Source organism: Mesorhizobium sp. M1E.F.Ca.ET.063.01.1.1, assembly GCF_003998155.1.
Classification (GTDB): domain Bacteria; phylum Pseudomonadota; class Alphaproteobacteria; order Rhizobiales; family Rhizobiaceae; genus Mesorhizobium.
Genome location: NZ_RZSC01000027.1, coordinates 1 through 21,522, shown reverse-complemented (window position 1 = coordinate 21,522; position 21,522 = coordinate 1). Strand labels below are relative to the sequence as shown.

Sequence of the window (21,522 nt, the reverse complement as noted above, 5' to 3'; positions counted from 1 at the left end):
GTCCTCATCGGTGATGTCGTGGCCGAAATGGCGGAAAGCCTTTTCTATGCGGCAGGAATCGAGCGTGTGCAGGCCGCAGAGCTTCAGTCCGACGTCGGCGCCGGCTTCAGTGATCGCCTCGAAGACATGGGCTGCCTGCTCGGTCGAGACATAGAGCTCCCAGCCGAGCTCGCCGACATAGGTGACGCGGTGGGCGCGTGCCAGCCCCATGCCGATCTCGATCTCCTGAAATGTGCCGAAAGGATTGGCCTCGTTGGAGAAATCGTTCGGGCTGACCTTCTGGATCAGTTTTCGCGAGTCCGGCCCCATCAGGCAGATGACGGCCTCGGCCGCGGTCACATCGGTCATGACGACGAACTCGTCGGCGACATGCCGCCGCAGCCAGGCGAGGTCGCGCTGCAAGGTGGCACCCGGCACGACGAGGAAATAGCCCGTCTCCGAGAGCCGCGTCACGGTGAGGTCGCTCTCGATGCCTCCCTTGGCGTTGAGCATCTGCGTGTAGACGATCCTGCCCGGTTCCACGTCCATGTCGTTGGCGCAGAGCCGCTGCAGGAAGGCACGGGCATCGCGGCCCTCGACGCGGATCTTGCCGAAGGAGGTCATGTCGAACAGGCCGACACCGTTGCGGACTGCCAGATGCTCTTCGCGCTGGTTATCGAACCAATTCTGCCGCTTCCAGGAATAGCGATATTCGCGCTCCTGGCCTTCGCGGGCGAACCAGTTGGCGCGCTCCCAGCCCGCCACCTCGCCGAACACGGCGCCGCTGGCTTTCAGATGCTCATGCAGAGGCGAGCGGCGCACGCCGCGCGAGGTCGCCATCTGACGGTAAGGGAAATGGTCGGCATAGAGCAGGCCGAGCGTTTCGGAGACGCGCTCCTTGAGGTAGAGGCGGTTCTTCTGGAAGGGCTGGGCGCGGCGGATGTCGACTTCCCAGAGGTCGAAGGGTGCCTCGCCGTCACTGATCCACTGCGCCAGCGCCATGCCGGCGCCGCCGGACGAAACGATGCCGATTGAATTGTAGCCGGTCGCCATCCAGTAGCCGGAGAGTTCCGGCGCTTCGCCGAGATAGTAGCGGTCGTCGGGCGTGAAACTCTCGGGGCCGTTGAAGAAGGTGTGGATGCCGGCCGTGCCCAACATCGGCATGCGGTTGACGCCCATTTCGAGGATCGGCTCGAAATGGTCCATGTCCTCGGGCAGCTGGTCGAAGCAGAAATCCTCGCGGATACCGTCCATGCCCCAGGGTTTCGCCACCGGCTCGAAGGCGCCGAGCATCATCTTGCCGGCGTCCTCCTTGTAGTAGGCGCACTCGTCCGGCACGCGCAGCACCGGCAGGCGGGAGAGGCCCGGGATCGGCTCGGTGACGAGATAGAAATGCTCGCAGGCGTGCAGCGGGATGGTGACGCCGTTCTGCCGCCCAAGCTCACGCGCCCACATGCCGGCGCAGTTGACGACGATGTCGGTCTCGATCGTGCCTTGTTCCTCGCCCTGCGCCCAGGAGACGCCGGAGACCCGACCGTTCCTGGTGTGGACCTTGGTGACCTTGACGTTCTCGATGATGGTCGCACCGCGCTGGCGCGCGCCCTTCGCCAGCGCCATGGCGATGTTGGCCGGATCGCACTGGCCGTCGAGCGGCAGGTGCACCGCGCCCACCACATCCGAGACGTTGAGATGCGGATACATCTGTTTGACTTCGCTGGGCGAAATCTCGCGCACGTCGACATCGAAGGCGCGGGCGAGCGAAGCCTGCCGGTAGATCTCGTGCTTGCGCTCCTCGGTCAGCGCGACGGTGATGGAGCCGACCTGGCGCATGCCGGTTCCGACATCGGTCTCGGCTTCGAGCTTGACGTAGAGGTCGGCCGAGTATTTCGCCAGCCGCGTCATGTTCTGCGAGCCGCGCAATTGGCCGATCAGGCCGGCGGCATGCCAGGTGGTGCCTGAGGTGAGCTGCTTGCGTTCGAGCAGCACGATGTCGGTCCAGCCAAGCTTGGCCAGGTGATAGGCGACCGAGCAGCCTGAGACGCCGCCGCCGATGATGACGGCGCGGGCCTTGCTGGGGACGGTCTTGGTCATGCGGTCATACTCCCGTGTGTGAGGGTAAGGAGCTCATCGGCTGGGTCAAACCGTCGATCAATCGTCCATGACTGACCGCGGGTTAGAGGCTCAATATTGGTCTCTGGACCACCCCATCCGGTAGATTCGCCCTGTCTGAGCCCCTTCGACGCTCTTCGCGTAACCAAGCGCAACGTCCCGCGCTGGAAGAGTCATCGTTCCAGGAAAGAATTCGCCGTACGCCGAGGCGGACTCTGCTACGAGGGATGGGCTAACGATATTGATCCGCAAACCGCGCCTCAGCTCGATAGCAGCGCTTCGAACAAAGCCCTCCAATCCGCCATTCACAAGAGCGGCTGAGGCTCCCTGCAGAATCGGGTCTTCATTGGTTAGGCCCGACGTCAACGTGAATGAGCCGTTATCACGGATCTGCCTGAGTCCACGCAGCACCAGATTGACCTGACCCATCAGTTTGCTCCGCAAACCAACCTCAAACTGCTCGTTGGAGAGCTGTTCGAGAGGAGCATAGCGAACGGCTCCAGCAGTGCAGACCAATGCATCGAATGGTCCGACTTTATCGAAGAAGCGATCAATCGATTCTACGCTCGCGATGTCGACGCTCAACTCAGCATTGCGCGCCCCCGGCACTACATCGTGCTTGTTTCCGAGCTCGGACGCCACCGCTGACCCAATGACGCCGGTCGCACCTACTAGAACAATTCTCATCCTGCTCACCGGCTACAGTGGGGCTTTCGGCTTTACGCCGACGGATCAAACAACGGCTTGAGCGCGTCGCGGAGGCCGGCTTCTTGCTCGGCCGACAATGGCTGCAGTGGCTTGCGGACGTTGCCAGTCCCGTAACCACGCCATTGCGCGGCCTTCAATACGGACTGTGTGTAAGGCGCACGCCAGATGTATAGGAGCGAGGGTAACATGCGCTGCCAAAGGGCGAGCGCCTCGCCAAATTTCTTCGCAGCCACCAGTTCATAGAGCTGTACCGCCTCGCCCGGCATATAGTTCGCCGCGCCCCAGATTACGCCGCGAGTGCCAGCCATGAGGGCGTAGACCGTCGTCGGGTCGGCACCGTTCAGCACCCCGCCTTTGGTCTGTAGATATTCCTGATGTACGGTGAGATCTCCGGCGCTATCCTTGATGTAGTTAAAATTCTTGAGACCGCTCAGTCGATCGAAGAGTCGCGGCGACACGGAAATTCCCGTTGCTTGCGGGATGTTGTAGCCGACGATGTCGATCCCAACCGCAGCGTCGATCTCAGCATAAAAGCTGAAAATGCCATCTTCATCGGAGGGCCCTTCCAGATACGGAGGGAGGATCATCAGCGCGTTCGCGCCAATGAATTCGGCATGCTGCGAGCGCCGGATGACCTCGTCCACGTTGAGCGCGGAGGTCTGACAGATCACATTGCATTTGTCACCGATCCGCTTCGCCCCCGTCTCGTAGAGCCGATTGCATTCCGCTTCAGTGAGGTATGGATGCTGGCCTGTGCCAGCCCCCAGGACGAGCCCATGAACACCGGCCGCGACGTATTTGTCGATCAATGCCTCGAATGTCGCGTAGTCGATCGCGCCGCTCGCGGTGAACGGCGTCTGCATCGCAAGATTTATGCCCTTAAGGTCCGCCATCGGTTTTCTCGCTTTCAAAAATTAAACTTCTGCGCCCGCCTGCTTGAAGCGCAGCGCTGTCGTGAAGCGCACGCCCATCGACGTGACAAACTTCGGATAGGTTCTGCTCGGGTTCGCGCGTGTCTTCAGGATGTCGATCACGGGGGACGAGCGCCCCACCGCCAATTCAGCCACGGCCTTCCCAAAGGCCGCGCCACGGGCTACGCCAGTGCCGTTGCAGAACGCCGCGCCGTAGACCCGGTCCGCAAGCTCGCCGAAGACCATGCCGCCGTTTTGAGCCAGAGTCAGGAGGCCACCCCAGCTGGCCTCGAAGCCGATCGATGACAGCTGCGGCCAGCGCCGATCGAATGCCACCTGTTGTTGCTCCCGCGCCCTCTTAACCTCGGAGATAGTGGTCTTGAAGTCGGTCGCGTAGGAATAAACGTTCCGCAGGAAGATGCGGTTGTCAGTCGTCCGTCGTATGGTTGTACCGAAGCTATCGGCCGGGATAAGTCCATACTCGGATTTGTTTCCGACCTGGGCAAGTTCGGATTCGGTAAGCACCCGCGTCATGCTTGCGAAGGTATAGAGCGGAATTGCTCTGTTTTCGAAGAAACCAAATTTCGTCAGATGTCCCGAAGCGCAGATGATCACCTTCGACGCTCGGATCGTCCCGCCAGGTGTCTCGAAAACGTGCTTGGGGCTTCCAAATTTCACCGCCAGGATTGGCGTGTTTTCGTGCACAGCCACGTTCGACGGCAAACGCCTTACCGCATTCTTCAGATACTTCGCCGGCTGTACGAGGATGGTTCCTGGATGGTAGAGCGCCTTGATGTAGTGACGGCTTCCCGTGATCGCCTGCATCTCGGGTGCCTCGACCCACCTGTAGTCTTGGCCCAACTTGTCCAGCGCAGTCGAAAAGCGCCGTAGGTCCTCGACACCATGCTTCGTCGCAGCGCTGTGGTATTTGCCCTGAGGGTCCCAATCGCACTCAACCCTGTTCTCTTCGACCGCGCTTTTGATGTAAGCTATGCCATCGAGATTGACGAAGAGTTCTTCTTTGTTTCCCTTGATGTCCTCAACGAAATCGCGCTTGCGGGGGTTATGGGCCAGATCGATGACAAAGCCCATGCATCGGCCCGAGGAATTGTTTCCGATACGTTCTGCATCGACCAACACGACGGATGCACCTGGATTGAGCTCCGCAAAGCGGCGTGCCGCATGCAGCCCCATCCAACCCCCGCCGATTACCAGGCACTCACAAGAGGTGTCACCATTTTGAGGCAACACGGATAACTCGGGACCCGCGGTGAGATACCAACCCGAAGCCGTTGGCTCCGTCGCCGGCGGCTCAATTGCAATGCGATCGGTAGGCAGGCTCTGCTTTGCAAGGACCACGGAAAGCTCGCTGGCATTAGGGCTGCCCGCAAAACAGGAGTGTTCTCCTGAAGCCGCTGCCTCGTTTTGTCTCCAAATGAATAGAGGATGGGAGCAGCGGCTTGTAGACGAAAAAGATCACCGCTGATATAGACTAGCTTCATGTCCAAACTTCGAAGCCTCGTTCCCTCCACCCATTCTTTGTTCGTTTTTGAAGCAGCCGCCAGAAATTTGAGCTTCAAGGGAGCAGCCGCCGAGCTGAACGTCACGCAACCGAGCGTATCGCACGCCATCAAGATGTTCGAAAAGCGCTGTGGAACGCATCTGTTCGTGCGAGACAATCGCGGAGTGCAGCTTACGGAGGCTGGAAGGCAGCTATATGAGGAAGTTCGCACCAGCTTCCGGCGAATGGAGCAGAAGCTTGAAGCGATTTCGGACCGCGGCACCAAGTACATCACCTTCGCGGCATCCTCGTCCATGGCTGCTCATTGGCTAGCCCCCCAGCTCTATCACTTCCAGGAAGACCATCCTGACATAAAGATAAAAGTCGTCTCGACCGACCGCGATATCGAACCGGATCAGGAAATCGATGTGACCGTATGGGTGCGGCCACGGGACTTTAAGCGACTTAACAGCTGGTTTGTGTGTGACGAAATCATTTTCCCAGTTTGCTCCCCGAGCTATCTCCAAGAGCACCCCACGCTAAAAACCATTGATGATCTCACCCGTCATCAACTGCTTCATTCTTCCGATGCATATCGCAAACGAATGAGTTGGAATGAATGGATAGAGCTTGCCGGCGGAGATGCTAGCGAAATCAAGCCCAACATCGTCTTTAACGACTACCAGCTTACGCTTCAGGCCGCTCTTGCTGGTGAGGGGATATCGCTAGGCTGGAATTTGACAGCCCAATATCTTCTCGCGAACCGACTTCTTGTGCGACCGATTGAGGCGAAGATCCAGACTGACAGGGCTTCCTTCATTTTGACGAGCGACGAGATAGGCAAAAATCAAGGTACCAAAATCCTCGTGGACTGGTTTTTGAATCAGGCCCAGCTTTTGGGTTTGTGAGCACTCGGCAAAATGGGCTCCGGAGAGCGGTGAGTGCGGATAAACTGAACTTAACACAGCATCGCTTTGAGGCCCACTGGCCACGTTGCCCAGATTGGCTCCTTTTAACGAACAGCCAGTTGCTCACCGTGTATAGCTGCGACCGTTCACGTCGAGCGTTGCACCGTTCAATGATACCTGCGACGAGCGCAGCACGAACACCACAATCTCAGCGATGCTCGTTGGATCAGCGATCTTGCCGATCGGAATGTCGGCCACAGCCGCACGTTCCCTGTATCCCGAAGCCATGCCTCTTGCCAAGCACGTGGCTCTGGATCGACAGAGAACTCAGTGCGGGGTTGTTCACCAGGGCGTCAAATTCGCCCAACGGTCCCAGGCGCGCGACTCCATAGGATGAATGCCCTTATGGTTCGGACAAGTCGGCCTTCGCTGTCCAAGCAGGCGTGCGGCCGAGGCACCATCACGACTATCAGCGCGGCGCGGGCCGTTCTATTTCCACGGCCCGACAGCGAGCGACCTATGTCTGCCAGCTCTTTACGATCTCCCAATCGACTTCCACTCCCAACCCGGGCTCTTCAGGCAACGATGCAAATCCTTCCTTGATCTCAACCCCTCTCGTAAACGGCGAGTGGCCGGCTACGTGCACCATCGAAAGGTGGCCCTCATCGACGGGGAAGACCGTTCGGCAAGAGGCGGCTGTGTGAAAAACAGCTGTATCGCCCAACAAGGTAAAGGGCGCCGTATCGACGCTGACGCCTATTCCGGCCGCCTCACAGATTGAGATGATTTTTCGCGCCTCGAACAACCCCCCGAGGCGGTTCAACTTGCAAACGATGCGATCGCATGCTTGCGCCTGAACAATTTGAACCATCGCCTCAGCTGACCAAACCGATTCGTCGAGAATGACGGGTATCCCCGCTGTCTTCCTGACGTGGGCCGACCCAGTGATGTCGTCGTAGCCCAAAGGCTGCTCAATCGAGAGATTGCGGTACTTACTCAGGGGACGGAGGGTGGAAATTGTGGCCCCTGCATTCCACCAGGCTTGGTTCGCATCCGCATCCACCATAATGTTGCTCGGAATGACCTCCAGCGCTGCCGCAAGCTTTTCTGCTTCGCTCACCAGATTTCCGTAACTCCACCCTGCGCTCAAGAGCTTGTCGCCAACTTTGACCTTTATCGCTTGATAACCCTCGTCGATCGCCTTCTTGCAATCTCTGGAAACAAGTTCTGCGCTATCTTGATAGGTACAGAACATCACGGGGATTCCACCCGAGTGTCCTCCGCCCATCAGTTTGTAGACCGGCATCCCGACAAGCTTTCCAGTTAAATCCCAGAGAGCCATGTCTACACCGGACCGGGCGCTCCGGGCCCCTGGTGCGCCTCCCGCATAACACTTGAGCATAAGCTCGTGGCAGACGAACAAATTGGTCGCATCGATACCACGGAGAGCGCTGTCGTATTGTCGAATCGCGCTGACGATTTGTTCCGGGGTCTCGTTCAGATACCACAACTGAGAGGAGACTTCGCCGACACCACACTCTCCCGACTCCAAAGTCACCTTGATCAGAAAATTTATCGGGATCGTTGGCCAAGGTGAACTTTCAGTATCCCATGTCTCCTTCACCGAAATGGTCGGAATTCGCCAAGCATCTATCGACGCTATTCTAAATTTCTGGAGCATCATATGTATGGCCTCTCGATGGTCGTAAGTAAGTTCTGAGAAATTAAAGGATCCCCATCAGCTTCGTCCCCATTCGGAAGTCGAACGCCCGGTTGTAGTCACCGGACCTGGTTTCCCACCGCCATGTAAGCGTCGGGAATTTCCAGGGACGGGATAGCCACACAAGCAGTTCGCGATTCGATGCAGATCCCCTCCGGCTCGATCAGATTCCTTGCAGCTTTAGACTCGAATATCGCCTCGAACGGGAGCTTCCGTCTCAACCGCCGACGAAAGCGCCGCCGTGATTTGCCGCAGGGAAACTACGCCGAGTGGCTGCCCGCCGTCGCCTGTGACGATACCGGCGTCGCACGAGGAGTTGGTAAGCTCTTTGGCGGCGATCTCTAGCGTCGAGCCAGACTTCAGCTTAGGCAGAGATCCGTTCTCCATCGCCGTGGTGGTGGGATCCATGACGGCATCGATCCTGATGAAGCGGCCGCGATTGACGTCCTTCACAAATCTTTGGATGTAGTCGTCGGCAGGACGCAAAAGAATGTCCTGGCTGTCGCCCTGCTGGATGATGGAGCCGTCCCGCAAGATCACGATCCGATCGCCAATTCTCAAGGCTTCGTCGAGATCGTGGGTGATGAAGACGATGGTCTTCTTGAGCTCCGCCTGCAATTCCAGAAGCATGGTCTGCATATCGGTTCTGATCAGCGGATCGAGAGCCGAGTAGGCCTCGTCCATCAGCAGGATCGAGGCGTCATTGCTAAGCGCGCGCGCAAGGCCTACCCGCTGCTGCATGCCACCTGACAATTCGTTCGGGTAGCGCAGCTCAAACCCCACCAAGCCTACCCGCTCGATCCAGCGCATGGCAATGGCACGGCACTTTGTCTTTTCGATCCCACGCACCTCCAGACCGAATGTGACGTTGTCGATGACGGTCCGGTGCGGCAGCAATCCAAATCGCTGGAACACCATCGCCGTATGATTGCGGCGGAATTCCCTCAGTTCCAACTCAGACATTTCGAGAATGTTGCGACCGTCGATTATGATAGAGCCCGAGGTTGGCTCGATCAGGCGATTGATGTGCCGGATTAGCGTCGACTTGCCGGAGCCGGACAATCCCATGACGACCTGGATCTTGCCGGCCGGCATGGAGATATTGATGTTGTTCAGGCCAAGGATATGGCCATGCAACTTGCCGAGTTCAGATTTCGACATCCCATCGCGGACAGCTTGGACGTACTGCCGCGGAGCGCCGCCGAAGATCTTGTAGAGGTCACGGATCTGGATCGACGCGTCGCCCTTACTCATGCGTTGCACCCCGATGCTTCTGCAGCCGGTGTCCGTACGCCTGACTGATGCGGTCGAAAATGATTGCGATGCCGACGATGGCAAAGCCGTTGAAGATGCCTTGCGTGAAATACTGGTTGGCGATAGCCTGCAGGACGTTCAGGCCAAGCCCTTGCACGCCGATCATCGAGGCGATGACCACCATGCCGAGCGCCATCATGATGGTCTGGTTGATGCCGGCCATGATCGTCGGCATGGCGAGCGGGATCTGCACCTTCCAGAGCTTTTGCGAGCGTGAGCAGCCATAGGCGTCGGCGGCTTCCAGCACCTCCTTGTCGACCAGCCGGATGCCGAGGTCGGTGAGGCGGATGATCGGCGGGATGGCGTAGATCACCACCGCGATGAAGCCCGGCACCCGGCCGATGCCGAGCAGCATGACGACCGGAATGAGATAGACGAAGGGCGGCATCGTCTGCATGACGTCGAGCACCGTCTGCATGACCCCGCCCACGCGCTTGTAGCGGTTCATCAGGATGCCGAGTGGCATACCAATCGCAATAGAGAAAATAGTTGCCGTAAGGACGAGAGAGATCGTCTTCATTGCATCCTGCCACAGGCCAAGAAGACCAATGGCAATCAGCGTTCCAACGACGGCCAAAACCACCGTCCACCTGCGCGCTGCGAGCCATGCAATCGTTGCCAACGCGATGATCACAAGGGCCCAAGGTGCGTTCGAAATGGCTCCTTCGAAAAAAATCAGGATGCGCTGCAGCGGGTAGAAGAAACTTTCGATTGCATCTCCATATGAGCGCGTCAGGCCACGGAGAAAACCGTCGACAGCCCGTTTGATGGCTAGCAGAACCTCAGGATCCAATTGGGGAAATTTGAACAGCCAATCCATATCGCGATGTCCAGCTAAGTTTCGCCGCGGAGACAGTAAGTAGCAGCAACACAATGTCAACGACAGCAGTAATTCGTGCCAGATGTCGCTCTTGCCAGCAACGCTACAGCATATATTCAGAGGAGACTTCGGAGTAAAATCCGAAGCCTCCATGTTGGACAAACGCTAATTCGATGCAGCCTTGACCTTTTCGGCCACGTCAGCCGGGACCCATTTCGTCCAGACTTCCGGCATGTTCTTGATAAACCACTTGGCACCATCCTCGCCGTTGGCCTGGTTTTCGGTCATCCACAGCATCACCTTGCCGACTTCGGCTTGGCTCCAACTGCGTTTGGCAAAATAGTCTTTTGCCGGGGCCACGTCGTCACGCTTCAAGAACTTGTCGGAGGCCAAAGTGATTTCTTCCGAGGCCTTCCAGTAATTCGGCTTCGGATCCGGGCAATCCTGCTTCGCAGTGCAGCGTGCCCACTCCGCATCATCGTGCGCAGGTCCGTCCAGGCGTACCATGGGATATTTCACCAGCAATGACGTCGGAGCCCAGTAGGCCGCAATGAAGCCGTGCTTCTGCTCGTAGGCTTTCGCGATCGCACCGTCGAGCGCGGCCGCAGATCCGCTCGGCACGAGTACGAACCCCTTCTTGTCGGCTTCAAATGCCTTGAACAACTGCGATGTTATCACCGTATCGCCCCAGCCTTGCGGGCCTTGGATGATGCCGCCCTTCGATGGGTCTTCGGGGGACGGGAACAGATCTGGATGCTTCAAGGCATCATCTACAGTTTTGATATCGGGATGAGCGTCGATGACATATTTCGGAATCCACCAGCCTGAAACCGATCCGTCGCTGATTCCGGTTCCAATCCGCTTGACCCGTCCCTCATCGGCGCCTTTGGCGTAGAAATCACCCAACAGGGTAACAACCACAGACGGAGCGATATCCGGCTGGCCCTTTTCAATCATCGAAGTTACCGTCGGAACCGTGTCCCCTGCGACAGTGGTCGCATTGCATCCGTAGCCATTGTTGAGGATGAGCTGGTCAACGTAGGCGTTCGCCTCGGCCGACTGCCAGCTGAAGAGCGCCAACGTAACGTCACCACACGCAGCGTGCGAAACTCCGCCGCTCAGGAAAGCGCAAATTGCACCGGCGGATAAGGTAATCAGTAGACGTCTCACATGTTCCTCCCTTTGCTGGCTTATTGTTCCCAGCCGTTTGATCCAGGCGTGCATACGCTTCAGGCCAGCGGCAAGCATCATGCATAAAGGATGTGATTGGGATCTCGTAGTTCGAAAAAATGCCGGCGGATATAGATACAAATAATACCGGCCGTCGAGTGGAGTTTGTGGTGACTGCCTCAAGCGGGGCATTCGCAATCATCGCCGACGTCTTCCGGCCGGCCGTCTTCGAGCCGAAAGATCGCCTTTTGAAGCGCCCCGAATAGGGCTCATAAACGTGCCTGTAGGCTTGATGGCTTCAGCTGACCGGGACACAGATATTGTACAGGTTTATGCGACGGTTATGTCTCGACGAGAGTCGCACAGCCGTCGAGCGCTCCCCCAAGAATGTCAGTTTTCACGAATGGGAAGAGCGGGCTTCAACGGCGACTTTGAGGCGCAAAGCGGACATCGTAAAAGCGCCAACGCGCTTTTGCTAGCCGGCGGCCTTCGGTCGATTTGACGGAGGCGACTGGCGCAGTCGGTCATATCTCCGAAATTGTCGAACGTAGAAGAGCCTGAATGTGTTCTGGTAGGTCGAGCTCGCCACGCGCCTCGATCTCCAAAAGATATCGGGCCTTGGCCAAGCGATCCCCTCGGCTGACCGCAGGATAGGCGCAAATGGCCAGTAACGTCCCTTCCTCTTGCCGGCTGGCTCTGTCGTGGTCGCCACTGCTGCCACCCACTTCATGCATCGCCTTGCCGAACGCGGCGTATGCCGTCATGTGCGCTTCAAGCAACGCCTGCAATTTGTTCGTTATTGCTGGGTCTCGACGCACTCCCCTTGCGGTATAAGCCGTCGCCGTCAGTGTCGAACCCAAAACGGCGGCGCCAGAGTGGGCGAGCAAGGCGCGGCGGTTGATGCCGGTCGTGGTGATCTCTCCTCTTCGTTTCAGCCCTAGGGCATATCCGAAATCGCGAACTTGACCACCGTAACACGATGGCTCGCGCATTCATGTCAGGATGGATGGCCTCCGGGGCCGAACCAGGCGCCGGCACTCCGAACTCGCCCCTTCCAGGCTCCAACCTGTCGTTGCCCGCGCACCGCACATTGCGTTAAGCCACCGAAAACATTCAGAAATCGTCATCGCCACAAGGTGGGGTGAATATTCAAACATTGTGAAATTTCCACATAACTCATTGAAAACAAACGACCGCTAGAGCACGCACCCTGCGGGCTTTTATCTTGCCATCGATCTACGGTCGTATTTCGTGGCCCCTCGCTCGACAGCACCAAACCTCGCTTTGCCGCGCGGCAATGTCCGGCCGCCCGCAGCAGCGCGAAGAACTACGAAAGGAAGCAGATGCCCCCTAGAGCGTCTCGTTGTTGTTCACCGAGAGCGCTGCTTCAGCTGCAGCCAATCCGTAGCCGCCTTGATAATGTAAGCGCATTCCTGGCATGATCGACGGCATGTTGGCGTTGCCAGATTTGACCTCAGATGGCGCTGGCCGGCACTGTGATATCGACACTGTGAAGGCGTGCCAAACGTAGCTCGGCTGAACAAAATGGAGGTAAGGCGACGTGTGGCAGAACGACATTCTTGTGTTGCCTGACGATCTGATTGCGTTCGCATGGTCTGCACCGATGCGGGACTTGGCGGCGAAGCTCGAACTGTCCGACGTCGGGCTGAAGAAGTTGCTGACGCAATGCGGAGTAGCGTCGCCGCCGCAAGGCTATTGGAATAAAATCCGTGCCGGAAAGAGGGTGCCAGCACTACCCAAGGCGCCACCACGGCGCCCCGGTGAATTGGGCCGAGCAAGTGTCGACGCGCGCTTCAAAAAGGTACTGCGAATTGCACCCCCTCTTGCATCCAATGGGCCATTTGCATCCGCTCTGGTTCCAGAAGGCCTCGACGAACTCCACGCACAAGAGCTGAAGGCGATAGGCAAAGTTTCTGTCCTGCAGACGCTGGACAGACGCCACAAAGGGCTCGCCCAACTGCTCAAGCAGGAGCAGCGTCGCCGCGACAAAAATGCAGAACGCGAGTGGACCTTTGACGAACCCAAGTTCGACAATCCGCTAGGCAAGCGGCGGCTGAAAATCTTCAATGCGCTGTTTTTGGCTCTCAGCAAGCGCGGCCATGACGGTGATGCCTACGAGCGCGATGGAGAAATCCATGCGCGAGCAACCATCGGAGACACCTATCTTGGATTGGACATCGGAATAGTCGGCAGCCACCGCACCGTGCGTCAGTACGGGTACCTGCGGCCGGCGCCAGACCTGCCAACATCAACCCCGCTTACACTGCGGATCGATCCGGAGTTCGACCGCAAGAATACAGTATCTTGGCAGGACGACGGTGACGCCAAGCTTGAGTCAAAGATCGCTGAGATCGCGGCTGCAATCATCGTGGCTGGGGAGAGAACGTTTCGCCTCAGCCTGCGAGAAGCCGAGGAGCGTGTAGAGCGGGAGCGGATTGAAAAGGAGAAACAGCGCCAGGAATGGCTGGTTCAGCTCAACCAAAAGCGCCTGCAAAATCTACGGAACAGCGGCGAGCTTCTACGTCAAGCCGAAGACATTCGCGCGCTTGTTGAGCGCGTCCGTCGCGCGATCGATGATGGTTCGGCTGATATCGATCCCTCAGTGCTGGAAGCATGGCAACGTTGGGCACTCGCAGAGGCTGATAGGATCGATCCAGTGCGGTCAGGCCAAATTCTAACGCACCTCAACGAGCCGTCGCTATAGTAGGTTAGCCGAAGGCCTTCTGACCGACAGCCTGCTGCGTACGCATACCACAGGGGGCGATATGGAATAGCGAAGTGAAAAGATGCGCGACGCCATGGATCTTGCTCTACAAAGGTTGCGCCTTAGCATGTTCCGATCGCGCAAATGACGATGGAAGAACGCAAATATCCCGGTGAGCTCGCATCTCCGCAGCAGCTTCACGAGCTGGCGGAAGAGTATCGCATGGCGGCTAACCTGCTCCTTCAACAAGGCCGATCGGCAAACCGTTGACACGCGCGCCGTTCAGATTGTCGGCGATCCATGCAATCGAACTCTATCTGACCGCGCTTTTGCTGCACTGTGGGCGGTGATTTTAGGACGTGCCGTTGCGCTCTCCGAGCCAAAACTTCATGCGCCTGGGAGGTTAGCTGCCCTCGCCCGCCTCGCCGATTGCGACAGCCCTCGCGACGTGGCTGCCGCATTCGGCGTCAGCGAGAGCACGATTGTCAGGATTAGCCGCCCAATGCCTTAAACAGAAACGCGGTGACGCCAAGTCCAAAGCTCGTCACCAACACATTCTGTACGGATGCCAACAAGGGGCTAGGGTCCGCGGTGGGGCCGAACATCGCCGATAGAGATGGCGGCCATGCCGCAGAACAGCGTTAGCACGGCACATGCGAGGATAAGTTTCGGATTTTCGTTCATCAGACTCCTCTTTCTGGTCGGAGAAGCCTGATCGAACAGGAACTTTCCCCGACCGCTTTTTAACGGTCGTTCGAAGTTCCTGGTCGCTCCCCTGTCGGCCATAATGCCGGTCAATCAACCGGTCCAATCATAGCGCCAGAAATGGGTCTAGAGTGAATAGGGTAGTCTCGCCGCATTGCCTCGATAGGGGAAGTGGGAAACACGGTGCGGGCAGAACCCGAAGGCTGAATCTAGGAACGGCCATGCCGATTCTCAAGCCTGAAAATCAACTCACCATCTTCGTCAACAGTTCGGTCAGCTTCGGATCGACCTGGCCGTCGCGGTATACTTCATTGCCTACGATTTTCCGGTTCGGCAGGTCAATGATGAGGTGGACGCCTAGGCGATAACCGTAGTGGTAATCGGGGTCCAGACTCTTCTGGAGCGTCATTAGCGACAGCTTCTTGAGGTCTTTTTCGTAATCTTTGCTGCCACCGACCCGCTTGGCCTCGATGACGAGGATGTTGTCCTCTCCGGTATGTGGCGTGTGGACGATTATGTCAGGACGAACCTGCATGATATCCCACTTGCCGAAGTCATCCTGAAACCTGACTTTCTTCAATTTGTCATCGCGGCTGGTCCACTCCGCGCTAACCCACAAACCATCGAAATGGGGCACCATTTTCATCGCCAGGTAAGGCGTAATTGAAAATTCCTGCGGCGCCGCCTTCGCCAAGGCGTCATCGGCCACCATCTCTCTCACCGCCCTCGAAAAGCGGTCAAGGATAGCTCCGTCCGGCATCTTCCCGTCAGCTTTCATTTTTTCCATTTGCTGCCCCTTGTGCGCCTCTTGAAGAGCGTGTGCGGCGGGATTATTTCATAGGCCGGATTTGGCGAATTCAATCGCGGACCGCCGCGAGCCAACCGTTAATGTGACGTGAATCTGAACAAAGCAAAACCTGAACCGAAAATCGAAAACGCTCTAGTCTAATCGAACCGAAGCAAAAATCGAAAACCGATCCTGAACCAAACCGAAGCTGAATCAAAACCGAAGCTGAATCAAAACCGACGCTGAATCAAAACCGACGCTGAATCAAAACCGACGCTGAATCGAAACCGACCCTAACCAGATGAGATTTCAAACCGAACAGAGATAACCGGTCGCGGACCAGCGGTGCACACGCCCCTCGACCAGACTTCGAAGTCGTCAAATCCCCCCTTCAACAGAGGGTTTTGTCGGTACCTTCAGAACCCGGATAGGACAAACAATGTTCAAGATCCGGTTTTCGGTCGAAGTCCATGTTTCTGAGCGCATCATCCAGACGGTCCTGTACCTTCTGGTCGTTCTGATCCGGTGGCACTTCGGGCACTAATAGACTGGAGCGAGATGCCTCATAAGGGCATCTCGTTTCTGTTTTAGCGTTCAGTCGACGGATCACACGCCAAGCCACACAGCGACAATCGCTTTCACTGCCCAGACCACCACAAACGCGATCACGCATTTCTTGTCCCTCGGATCATCGATCGAGGTAGCTTACAGATTCAAGTCTGTACGTTCTGACACCGGCTTAGCAATCTCTGCCATGCGGCGCCTGTTAATCCTCTCCAGAAAGGTTTCTTCGCGAAGCTTGCCCATGTGCTTCTGAACAAATCTTAGAGCAGCACCGTTGCTGCCATAGACGTAATCGGTAGCGTTGTTCACGACGTATTTGTTGACGGTCGTCACGAAATCCCATGGCTGTTTTTCGACCAAACGGCGCCTGAACTCTTCCGTCTTGGTGGCGACAAAAACGCGGTGCGGGCCAATGGGTAGAATTATGTGCGACTTCGGACCATTCATCCCGACCGACGCAATCAGGGGACGATCCGAGGTGAGAAATTCTCGGGCGCCATCGATGTTGTGCACTGTCCACTGTAGCTGCCCGATCGCCTTGATCGCAGTCTCGACCTGCATCATACCGCTGAGCGCTACCATGGCAGCCCTCTCGTGGAATGTTGGCCCGAGCAGCTTTTGATAGTCCTCCGCCGTCTGGGGATTGCCCTTCATGCCGGACCTGTTGAAGGCGGCTTGCAGGCTAGGGAGATCTGAGAACCAGTCGTATTTGACGTAGTGCTTGAGTCGCTTGATATCGGCCGGCATGCGCATCATCAACGAGAGAAGAAACTTGATCCACGCAACCATTTCTTTCTGAGTTGCGTCTGCATCAAACCTACCCTTCATCAGCCGCCGCATTGCAGCAGAAGCCTCTGTGTCGACTGGCCGAGTGAACTCGGTCTCGAACAAGTTTGCGACGTTTTCAGGTATCCCCTCCACTGCATAGAGGCGATTGATGTAGCCAACAGCACTCGGATGGCGGCGCAAGGGTTTTATCCGCTCGCCGTTCGGATTCGGTCTGCTGAACTGGACAAGTCGCCCGTCAGCGCCAGCCCATTCCTTCAGGTAGAAGACCGGAAGGAAGTGGTGCTTGTTGGGCTCGTTCTGTTTGAACTCCTTTGTCATGAAGCGTCTTGCACTTTGTAGAGCGCGGCGAAGTGCACATTGGTGGCGAAACAGTAGTCACGCGCTGAGGGCTGAAATCTCGCCCTCGAAAAGCTCGGCATTGGGGGCGATCTCCGCACATCGGACGGGTGCCGAAATTACTGCGTAATATGAAGGGATTCCACATGGACAGGCTTTCGTTGTCTTTTGGCATTCAGGTTATTGTCAGCATATTGCCGGGAATCGGAAACGGTTAAACGCAAACTCTCACACTCCTGACACTCCTGACATCAGGCGCCATTGCAGATTCCCCATTCGTTCTCTATCTCTTGATACGTCAGGAGGGGACAGGACGATGGCTGAACCCATAAATTTCGATAACTTGCCAGAAGACCCGCAACAGGCGTTTGTGGTGCTTGTCGGCTTGTTTGACGAGCAACTTGCCGACGATATTCGCGGCAACGAGGAAGGCGACACCCGGCTAGCCCTGATCAGCCATATGAACAAGATTACCGGCGCAGCCAGAGCCCTCCACATCGACGCCTTGTCAAATTGGGAACTGCCTGACCACGACAATGCTTACGACGCACATCACAGTTTTGACCTGGCCACTAAAAGCATCGTACTCCAGTTCCAAATTCAGAAAGCGCGCATTGGACAAATCTACTCGGTCGAGCTGGACGCCGCCACCAAGGCCCGCATCCATAACCTGGTCAACGAAATACGACAGTTGATCGAAGCCGCCGATCTCGACGAGCGAAAAAAGAATTCTCTCTTTTCTAAACTTAATGCCTTCGACGCAGACGTTGACCGCGCGCGCACGCGCTTTGACAACGGAATGCTGATGGGTATCTCGATCGCCAACCTGATCAACAAGGGCGCAGATGCATTGAAGCCGGCCAATGAACTGTTGAGGCGCATTAACGAGCTTCTTGGAGGCGCCAAAAGTAAGGAAGCCGACCCAGAGCGGTTGCCGTCGCCGGATGATGTCAAGCACATAGAGAAACCGAAGAAACAAATCCGGGACTTCGGGCGTGGAAGCCGTGAGCTGGACGACGAGATTCCATTTTGAAGCCTTGCTGCCTGAGGTCACCGAAAATGATCGTAGGTCAGACTCGACGATCATATTGATCGGCCTTTGTCGAATGTCTAAAAGTCCTTAAGTCATCATGCATTCGATTAAGGTGGGGCGCTTATTTAATGACCAAACATAACTTGGCTGTCTTCTCACGCGACTTGCGATCGCTACGAAGCGCTGCGGTTATTTTGTCATACTGTGTGGCTATTACGCTACTCCTAGGCCCTGGTCCCCGCCTGCAGGGGTTCTTGATAAGCACTCTAAATGGCGACTCCGCCTCGATATATGAGGCAGCTTACGCAGACCAGATAGTGCCATTCTTATCATTGGGCCAATGGCTGATCGAAGCCTATCAACCTAGCCTTCTGATTATCGCATTCGCAGTATCTGTCTCATCGCTCACCGCGCAAACCCCAAAACAAATGCTCGGACGAGCAACCGCCATTGGGTTTATTGCGCTTACGATCAATGACGTTATCCAAAGTGGCTTCGACTTTTCGGCATTCGCCGAATCGACCTTTGCAAACTTTGTAGGAGCGCTTTTTTTAGCATGCGCGGTTGTTTCCTGGACGCAAATCGCAGAGTGGACGATCCATCATCTGCAAGTGGAAAAGCCATACATTCTTGCCGCTATTTGCGTCCAGGTCTGCGCCCTCGGTTTGGCGTCTAACGCAATCATTTTCTACGCTGCAGATTTTTTCTATAGACCTCTCCCAGTTCAGATTGACGCGTACTTGGATGCGCCACTGAATGGAGGATTAGCAACTAATAAATCGAAATTCGAAGCAGGTGAAAAGCCCTTTGCTTTGTTTCCCTATAGCTTCGACGCTTCGCGCTTGAGCTGGTACAATCCTGACGGCGGACTTAGCGCATCATGGCATGCCACCAACGAGAATGCGAAATTCGATCTCAAGATCGATATCCTATCAGGATGTGCAGAAAGCGAGTGGATCCCTGATCCCGAAGCTGAAAAGTCTAGCTTCCGCGTCGACGACGTCAGACGGATGTCGATTTCGTTCGACGGTGGCGCTTCTGATATTTGGGTACTTGAAGGTGACCGAAGCCCGTCGACATTATCACTCACGACAGATTTGGTAAGCTCATTCGGGCTGGAGGCTGGGGCCAAGCCTGGTCTGAAAAACGTTTGGCAGTTCATAGGAGATAGATCGAGACTGTCCTTTGGGGCGGGCAGTAGGGCGCTATCTTTCTACGCTGGTCGATCCTTTCTAGAGCCGCACGACCAATCGGACGTCATTGAGCTTGGGCAGAGGAAACTTCACGTCGAGATCGACGGAGCCCCCTACCAAATCAACATCGCTACACCTCCAGTTAAGGTCGGAGACCGGGTTACATGCATGTTCATCGCTAGCCGCAGTGCATTCCAAACCGGTGCACTTACGCTGCCAAAATCCGCCCTCAACATAGGGGTGAGAGTTACCATCACAATGCGGCCCACGGAGTTGGTTTCACGACAAGATAGCGAACTGAACCTGGCCGGCGATTCCGGATGGGTCAAAGTGGATGATATCAATTATCGTGATATTCAAGATATGCCTGACGGCGTCGCCAGCTTCATTGAAGCCGAGGGCAATTTTTCGATAGACGTCGATGGAAAGCCGCAAGACGTCCGACCTACTGACCGATATCGGGCCGTCGGATGGTTTCGCGCTGGTGGCACTGACAACGGAAAATTTCGAGTTTTGGGCACTGCGAAATCGCTTACAAAAAATGAGCGGCGGCTCAATCCGACAAAGTTTGAAAGCACGAAGCTCGTCGAGCAACTGACAGTGCTTGCTCCCTTTTGGCTGATGTTTCTAGGCTCGCTGCTTCTGCCCCTTCAGACAGCATTTCGGAACGACAAGGCATTCGAATGGGTGCCAAGGATAGTCGGGCGTTGAGCTTCTCAATGGTAGCGGCGTTCAACAAAATCGACCATTTACTTTCAAAGGTGCCATTGGGTTGTTCGGCTGACTGTCTAGTCTGTTGAACATCATCGCCTGAAAGGCGGAGGTGCGCGGCACCAATCCCAGAGATTGCATAGGCTGGTCAAGAACCTGCATTTTGTTCTTTGTCGTGAGTGCGGGCGCCAGTATTTTCTGCGGATGAGAATTGCATCGCTGGACCGACGCGTCCTTGTTAATAGCGACTCAGGAGCTACCGAGTGCACTCTGAGCTCGCTGCGCGATCGACCGTTTGTTGTCCTGCTTGGCGAGCCCGGCCTCGGCAAGTCGACCGCGCTGCGCTATGAGGCCGAGGCGGAAGGGGTCGAAGTCTTCACCTGTCGAGATGCGATGAACGGCGCTCCGCTGCCGGTTGGCGAGACGACCTACCTTGATGCATTGGATGAATATCGCACGGGCGAGAACGGCAAGGACAAGGTTCTGCAACTCGCCAATACCCTGTCAGCGAACAAGAGCCGCCGTTGGCGCCTCACTTGTCGGGCAGAGGACTGGCGCGATGCCGCCGATCTCGGAGCGATGCGACGGGCGGCCAACAATGGCGCGATCATCGTGGCGCGCCTTCTGCCCTTGGACGAAGGCGAAGCGCGGGCCGTCCTAACAGCGCTTGGCAACGTTGATCCGAAATCGTTCGTGGTTGAGTCACGCAATCGCGGCGCAGAAGCCTTTCTCGAGAGCCCTTTGAGTCTCCGATTGCTTCATTCGGTGGTCGCCGCCGAGGGTATATGGCCAAGCAGTCGTTTTGAGTTGTTCCAAAAGGCCCTCTGGGCGCTTGCTCACGAGCACGATCCCGAGCGGGCGACAGATCCCAGGCCGAGCGTCGAAGCGGTCATCGACACCGCTTCAAGACTGTGCTTCTACGCCCTTGCTTCGGGGGCCAAGGCGTTCTGGCGTTCAAATGCACCGCCGCCCCATTCGAGCGTCGCCAATGAGCTTTTGACCACTAACGCGCTCCATCTTGTGCCTGGGCTGGTGGATGCAGCCCTGGACACAGCGTTGTTTCGTGGCGAAGGCCATATTTTCGAGGCTTTCCATCGCGCCGTAGCAGAATTTCTCGCCGCACGCTTCCTAGCCAGGATCGTGACGGGCGCGGGAAACAATCCGACGTTCCCATTGCGGCGCGCAATCGCGCTCATCACTGGCTCTGACCACAGGGCACCAAGCGAACTTCGCGGACTATATGCCTGGTTCGCAGCCCACCTTCACAGGCAGGGAGACGCACCGGGTGCGCTCCGTCTCATTGACCGCGATGCAGCCACCGTACTGGCTTATGGCGATGCCGCTGCTTTCGACACTTCGGGACGAAAAGCGATTCTTGTCAATCTTGACCGTGACGATCCCTATTTCCTTTCCTCGCAGGGAGAAGCGACAGTGCTCGGTGGTCTCGCCGGCGAGGATCTGGCTGGGGATTTTGCAACGATCTTGGACATGGACGTCCGTAGTCATCTCCAGATCACGGTCTTGCAGGCTCTCTCGGAA

The 21,522-nt window shown here is 56.7% G+C and carries 17 protein-coding genes and 1 pseudogene; 5 read left to right on the top strand and 13 right to left on the bottom strand.

Features of this window, described 5'->3' with window-relative positions:
* From EOA29_RS04535 to EOA29_RS04520, 4 genes are all read right to left on the bottom strand, one after another.
* Positions 1 to 2,070 (bottom strand): FAD-dependent oxidoreductase (locus tag EOA29_RS04535; RefSeq protein WP_145969622.1); only part of this gene is annotated, 2,070 nt, incomplete at its 3' end.
* A 90-nt stretch (positions 2,071 to 2,160) separates the two neighbouring features.
* On the bottom strand, positions 2,161 to 2,775 hold the full coding sequence (locus EOA29_RS04530) for a short chain dehydrogenase (protein ID WP_126091790.1): 615 nt from the start codon (positions 2,773 to 2,775) through the stop codon (positions 2,161 to 2,163).
* A gap of 32 nt (positions 2,776 to 2,807) precedes the next feature.
* Positions 2,808 to 3,689 (bottom strand): dihydrodipicolinate synthase family protein, encoded by an 882-nt coding sequence (locus EOA29_RS04525; RefSeq protein ID WP_126091789.1) that lies wholly within the window; start codon positions 3,687 to 3,689, stop codon positions 2,808 to 2,810.
* Positions 3,690 to 3,710: 21 nt separating this feature from the next.
* Positions 3,711 to 5,066, bottom strand: coding sequence for an FAD-binding oxidoreductase (locus EOA29_RS04520; protein WP_245468408.1), 1,356 nt, complete (start codon positions 5,064 to 5,066; stop codon positions 3,711 to 3,713).
* Between the two features lie 141 nt (positions 5,067 to 5,207).
* Between EOA29_RS04520 and EOA29_RS04515 the strand changes: the two genes are divergently transcribed.
* Entirely contained in the window at positions 5,208 to 6,116 is a 909-nt protein-coding gene (locus tag EOA29_RS04515) for a LysR substrate-binding domain-containing protein (protein WP_126091788.1), read from the top strand.
* A 123-nt stretch (positions 6,117 to 6,239) separates the two neighbouring features.
* Here EOA29_RS04515 and EOA29_RS43750 read toward each other — a convergent pair whose 3' ends face one another.
* The 6 genes from EOA29_RS43750 to EOA29_RS04490 form a co-directional block, all read right to left on the bottom strand.
* Entirely contained in the window at positions 6,240 to 6,374 is a 135-nt protein-coding gene (locus EOA29_RS43750) for a hypothetical protein (RefSeq protein WP_281059649.1), read from the bottom strand.
* A 259-nt stretch (positions 6,375 to 6,633) separates the two neighbouring features.
* Positions 6,634 to 7,800: a mandelate racemase/muconate lactonizing enzyme family protein gene (locus EOA29_RS04510; RefSeq protein ID WP_126091787.1), complete on the bottom strand. Its 1,167-nt coding sequence runs from the start codon at positions 7,798 to 7,800 to the stop codon at positions 6,634 to 6,636.
* 216 nt (positions 7,801 to 8,016) lie between these two features.
* Positions 8,017 to 9,090, bottom strand: coding sequence for a betaine/proline/choline family ABC transporter ATP-binding protein (locus EOA29_RS04505; protein ID WP_126091786.1), 1,074 nt, complete (start codon positions 9,088 to 9,090; stop codon positions 8,017 to 8,019).
* Positions 9,083 to 9,970: a proline/glycine betaine ABC transporter permease gene (locus EOA29_RS04500; protein ID WP_127220293.1), complete on the bottom strand. Its 888-nt coding sequence runs from the start codon at positions 9,968 to 9,970 to the stop codon at positions 9,083 to 9,085. Before EOA29_RS04500 ends, EOA29_RS04505 begins: the two co-directional genes overlap by 8 nt.
* Positions 9,971 to 10,135: 165 nt before the next feature.
* Positions 10,136 to 11,128, bottom strand: coding sequence for a glycine betaine ABC transporter substrate-binding protein (locus tag EOA29_RS04495; RefSeq protein ID WP_245464943.1), 993 nt, complete (start codon positions 11,126 to 11,128; stop codon positions 10,136 to 10,138).
* A 536-nt stretch (positions 11,129 to 11,664) separates the two neighbouring features.
* The gene (locus EOA29_RS04490; protein WP_245464870.1) at positions 11,665 to 12,132 is read right to left on the bottom strand and encodes a hypothetical protein; all 468 of its coding nucleotides are present in this window, start codon (positions 12,130 to 12,132) and stop codon (positions 11,665 to 11,667) included.
* A 569-nt stretch (positions 12,133 to 12,701) separates the two neighbouring features.
* Here EOA29_RS04490 and EOA29_RS04485 point away from each other — a divergent pair.
* Positions 12,702 to 13,865, top strand: coding sequence for a hypothetical protein (locus EOA29_RS04485; protein WP_127220291.1), 1,164 nt, complete (start codon positions 12,702 to 12,704; stop codon positions 13,863 to 13,865).
* 949 nt (positions 13,866 to 14,814) lie between these two features.
* On the opposite strand, the gene EOA29_RS04475 is transcribed toward EOA29_RS04485, so the two are convergent.
* From EOA29_RS04475 to EOA29_RS04470, 3 genes are all read right to left on the bottom strand, one after another.
* A complete protein-coding gene (locus EOA29_RS04475) occupies positions 14,815 to 15,357 on the bottom strand; it encodes a hypothetical protein (RefSeq protein ID WP_127220290.1) in 543 nt (180 codons plus the stop codon).
* A 391-nt stretch (positions 15,358 to 15,748) separates the two neighbouring features.
* Complete coding sequence (locus tag EOA29_RS41190; protein WP_189478817.1) at positions 15,749 to 16,030, bottom strand: hypothetical protein; 282 nt, start codon at positions 16,028 to 16,030, stop codon at positions 15,749 to 15,751.
* Positions 16,031 to 16,062: 32 nt separating this feature from the next.
* Complete coding sequence (locus EOA29_RS04470; RefSeq protein WP_127220289.1) at positions 16,063 to 17,028, bottom strand: DUF4238 domain-containing protein; 966 nt, start codon at positions 17,026 to 17,028, stop codon at positions 16,063 to 16,065.
* 334 nt (positions 17,029 to 17,362) lie between these two features.
* Between EOA29_RS04470 and EOA29_RS04465 the strand changes: the two genes are divergently transcribed.
* The 3 genes and pseudogenes from EOA29_RS04465 to EOA29_RS04455 all read left to right on the top strand — a co-directional run.
* Positions 17,363 to 18,079: a hypothetical protein gene (locus EOA29_RS04465; RefSeq protein ID WP_127220288.1), complete on the top strand. Its 717-nt coding sequence runs from the start codon at positions 17,363 to 17,365 to the stop codon at positions 18,077 to 18,079.
* Positions 18,080 to 18,396: 317 nt separating this feature from the next.
* Positions 18,397 to 19,983 (top strand): hypothetical protein, encoded by a 1,587-nt coding sequence (locus EOA29_RS04460; protein WP_127220287.1) that lies wholly within the window; start codon positions 18,397 to 18,399, stop codon positions 19,981 to 19,983.
* 135 nt (positions 19,984 to 20,118) lie between these two features.
* A pseudogene (locus EOA29_RS04455) lies at positions 20,119 to 21,522 on the top strand (hypothetical protein); the annotation flags it as partial.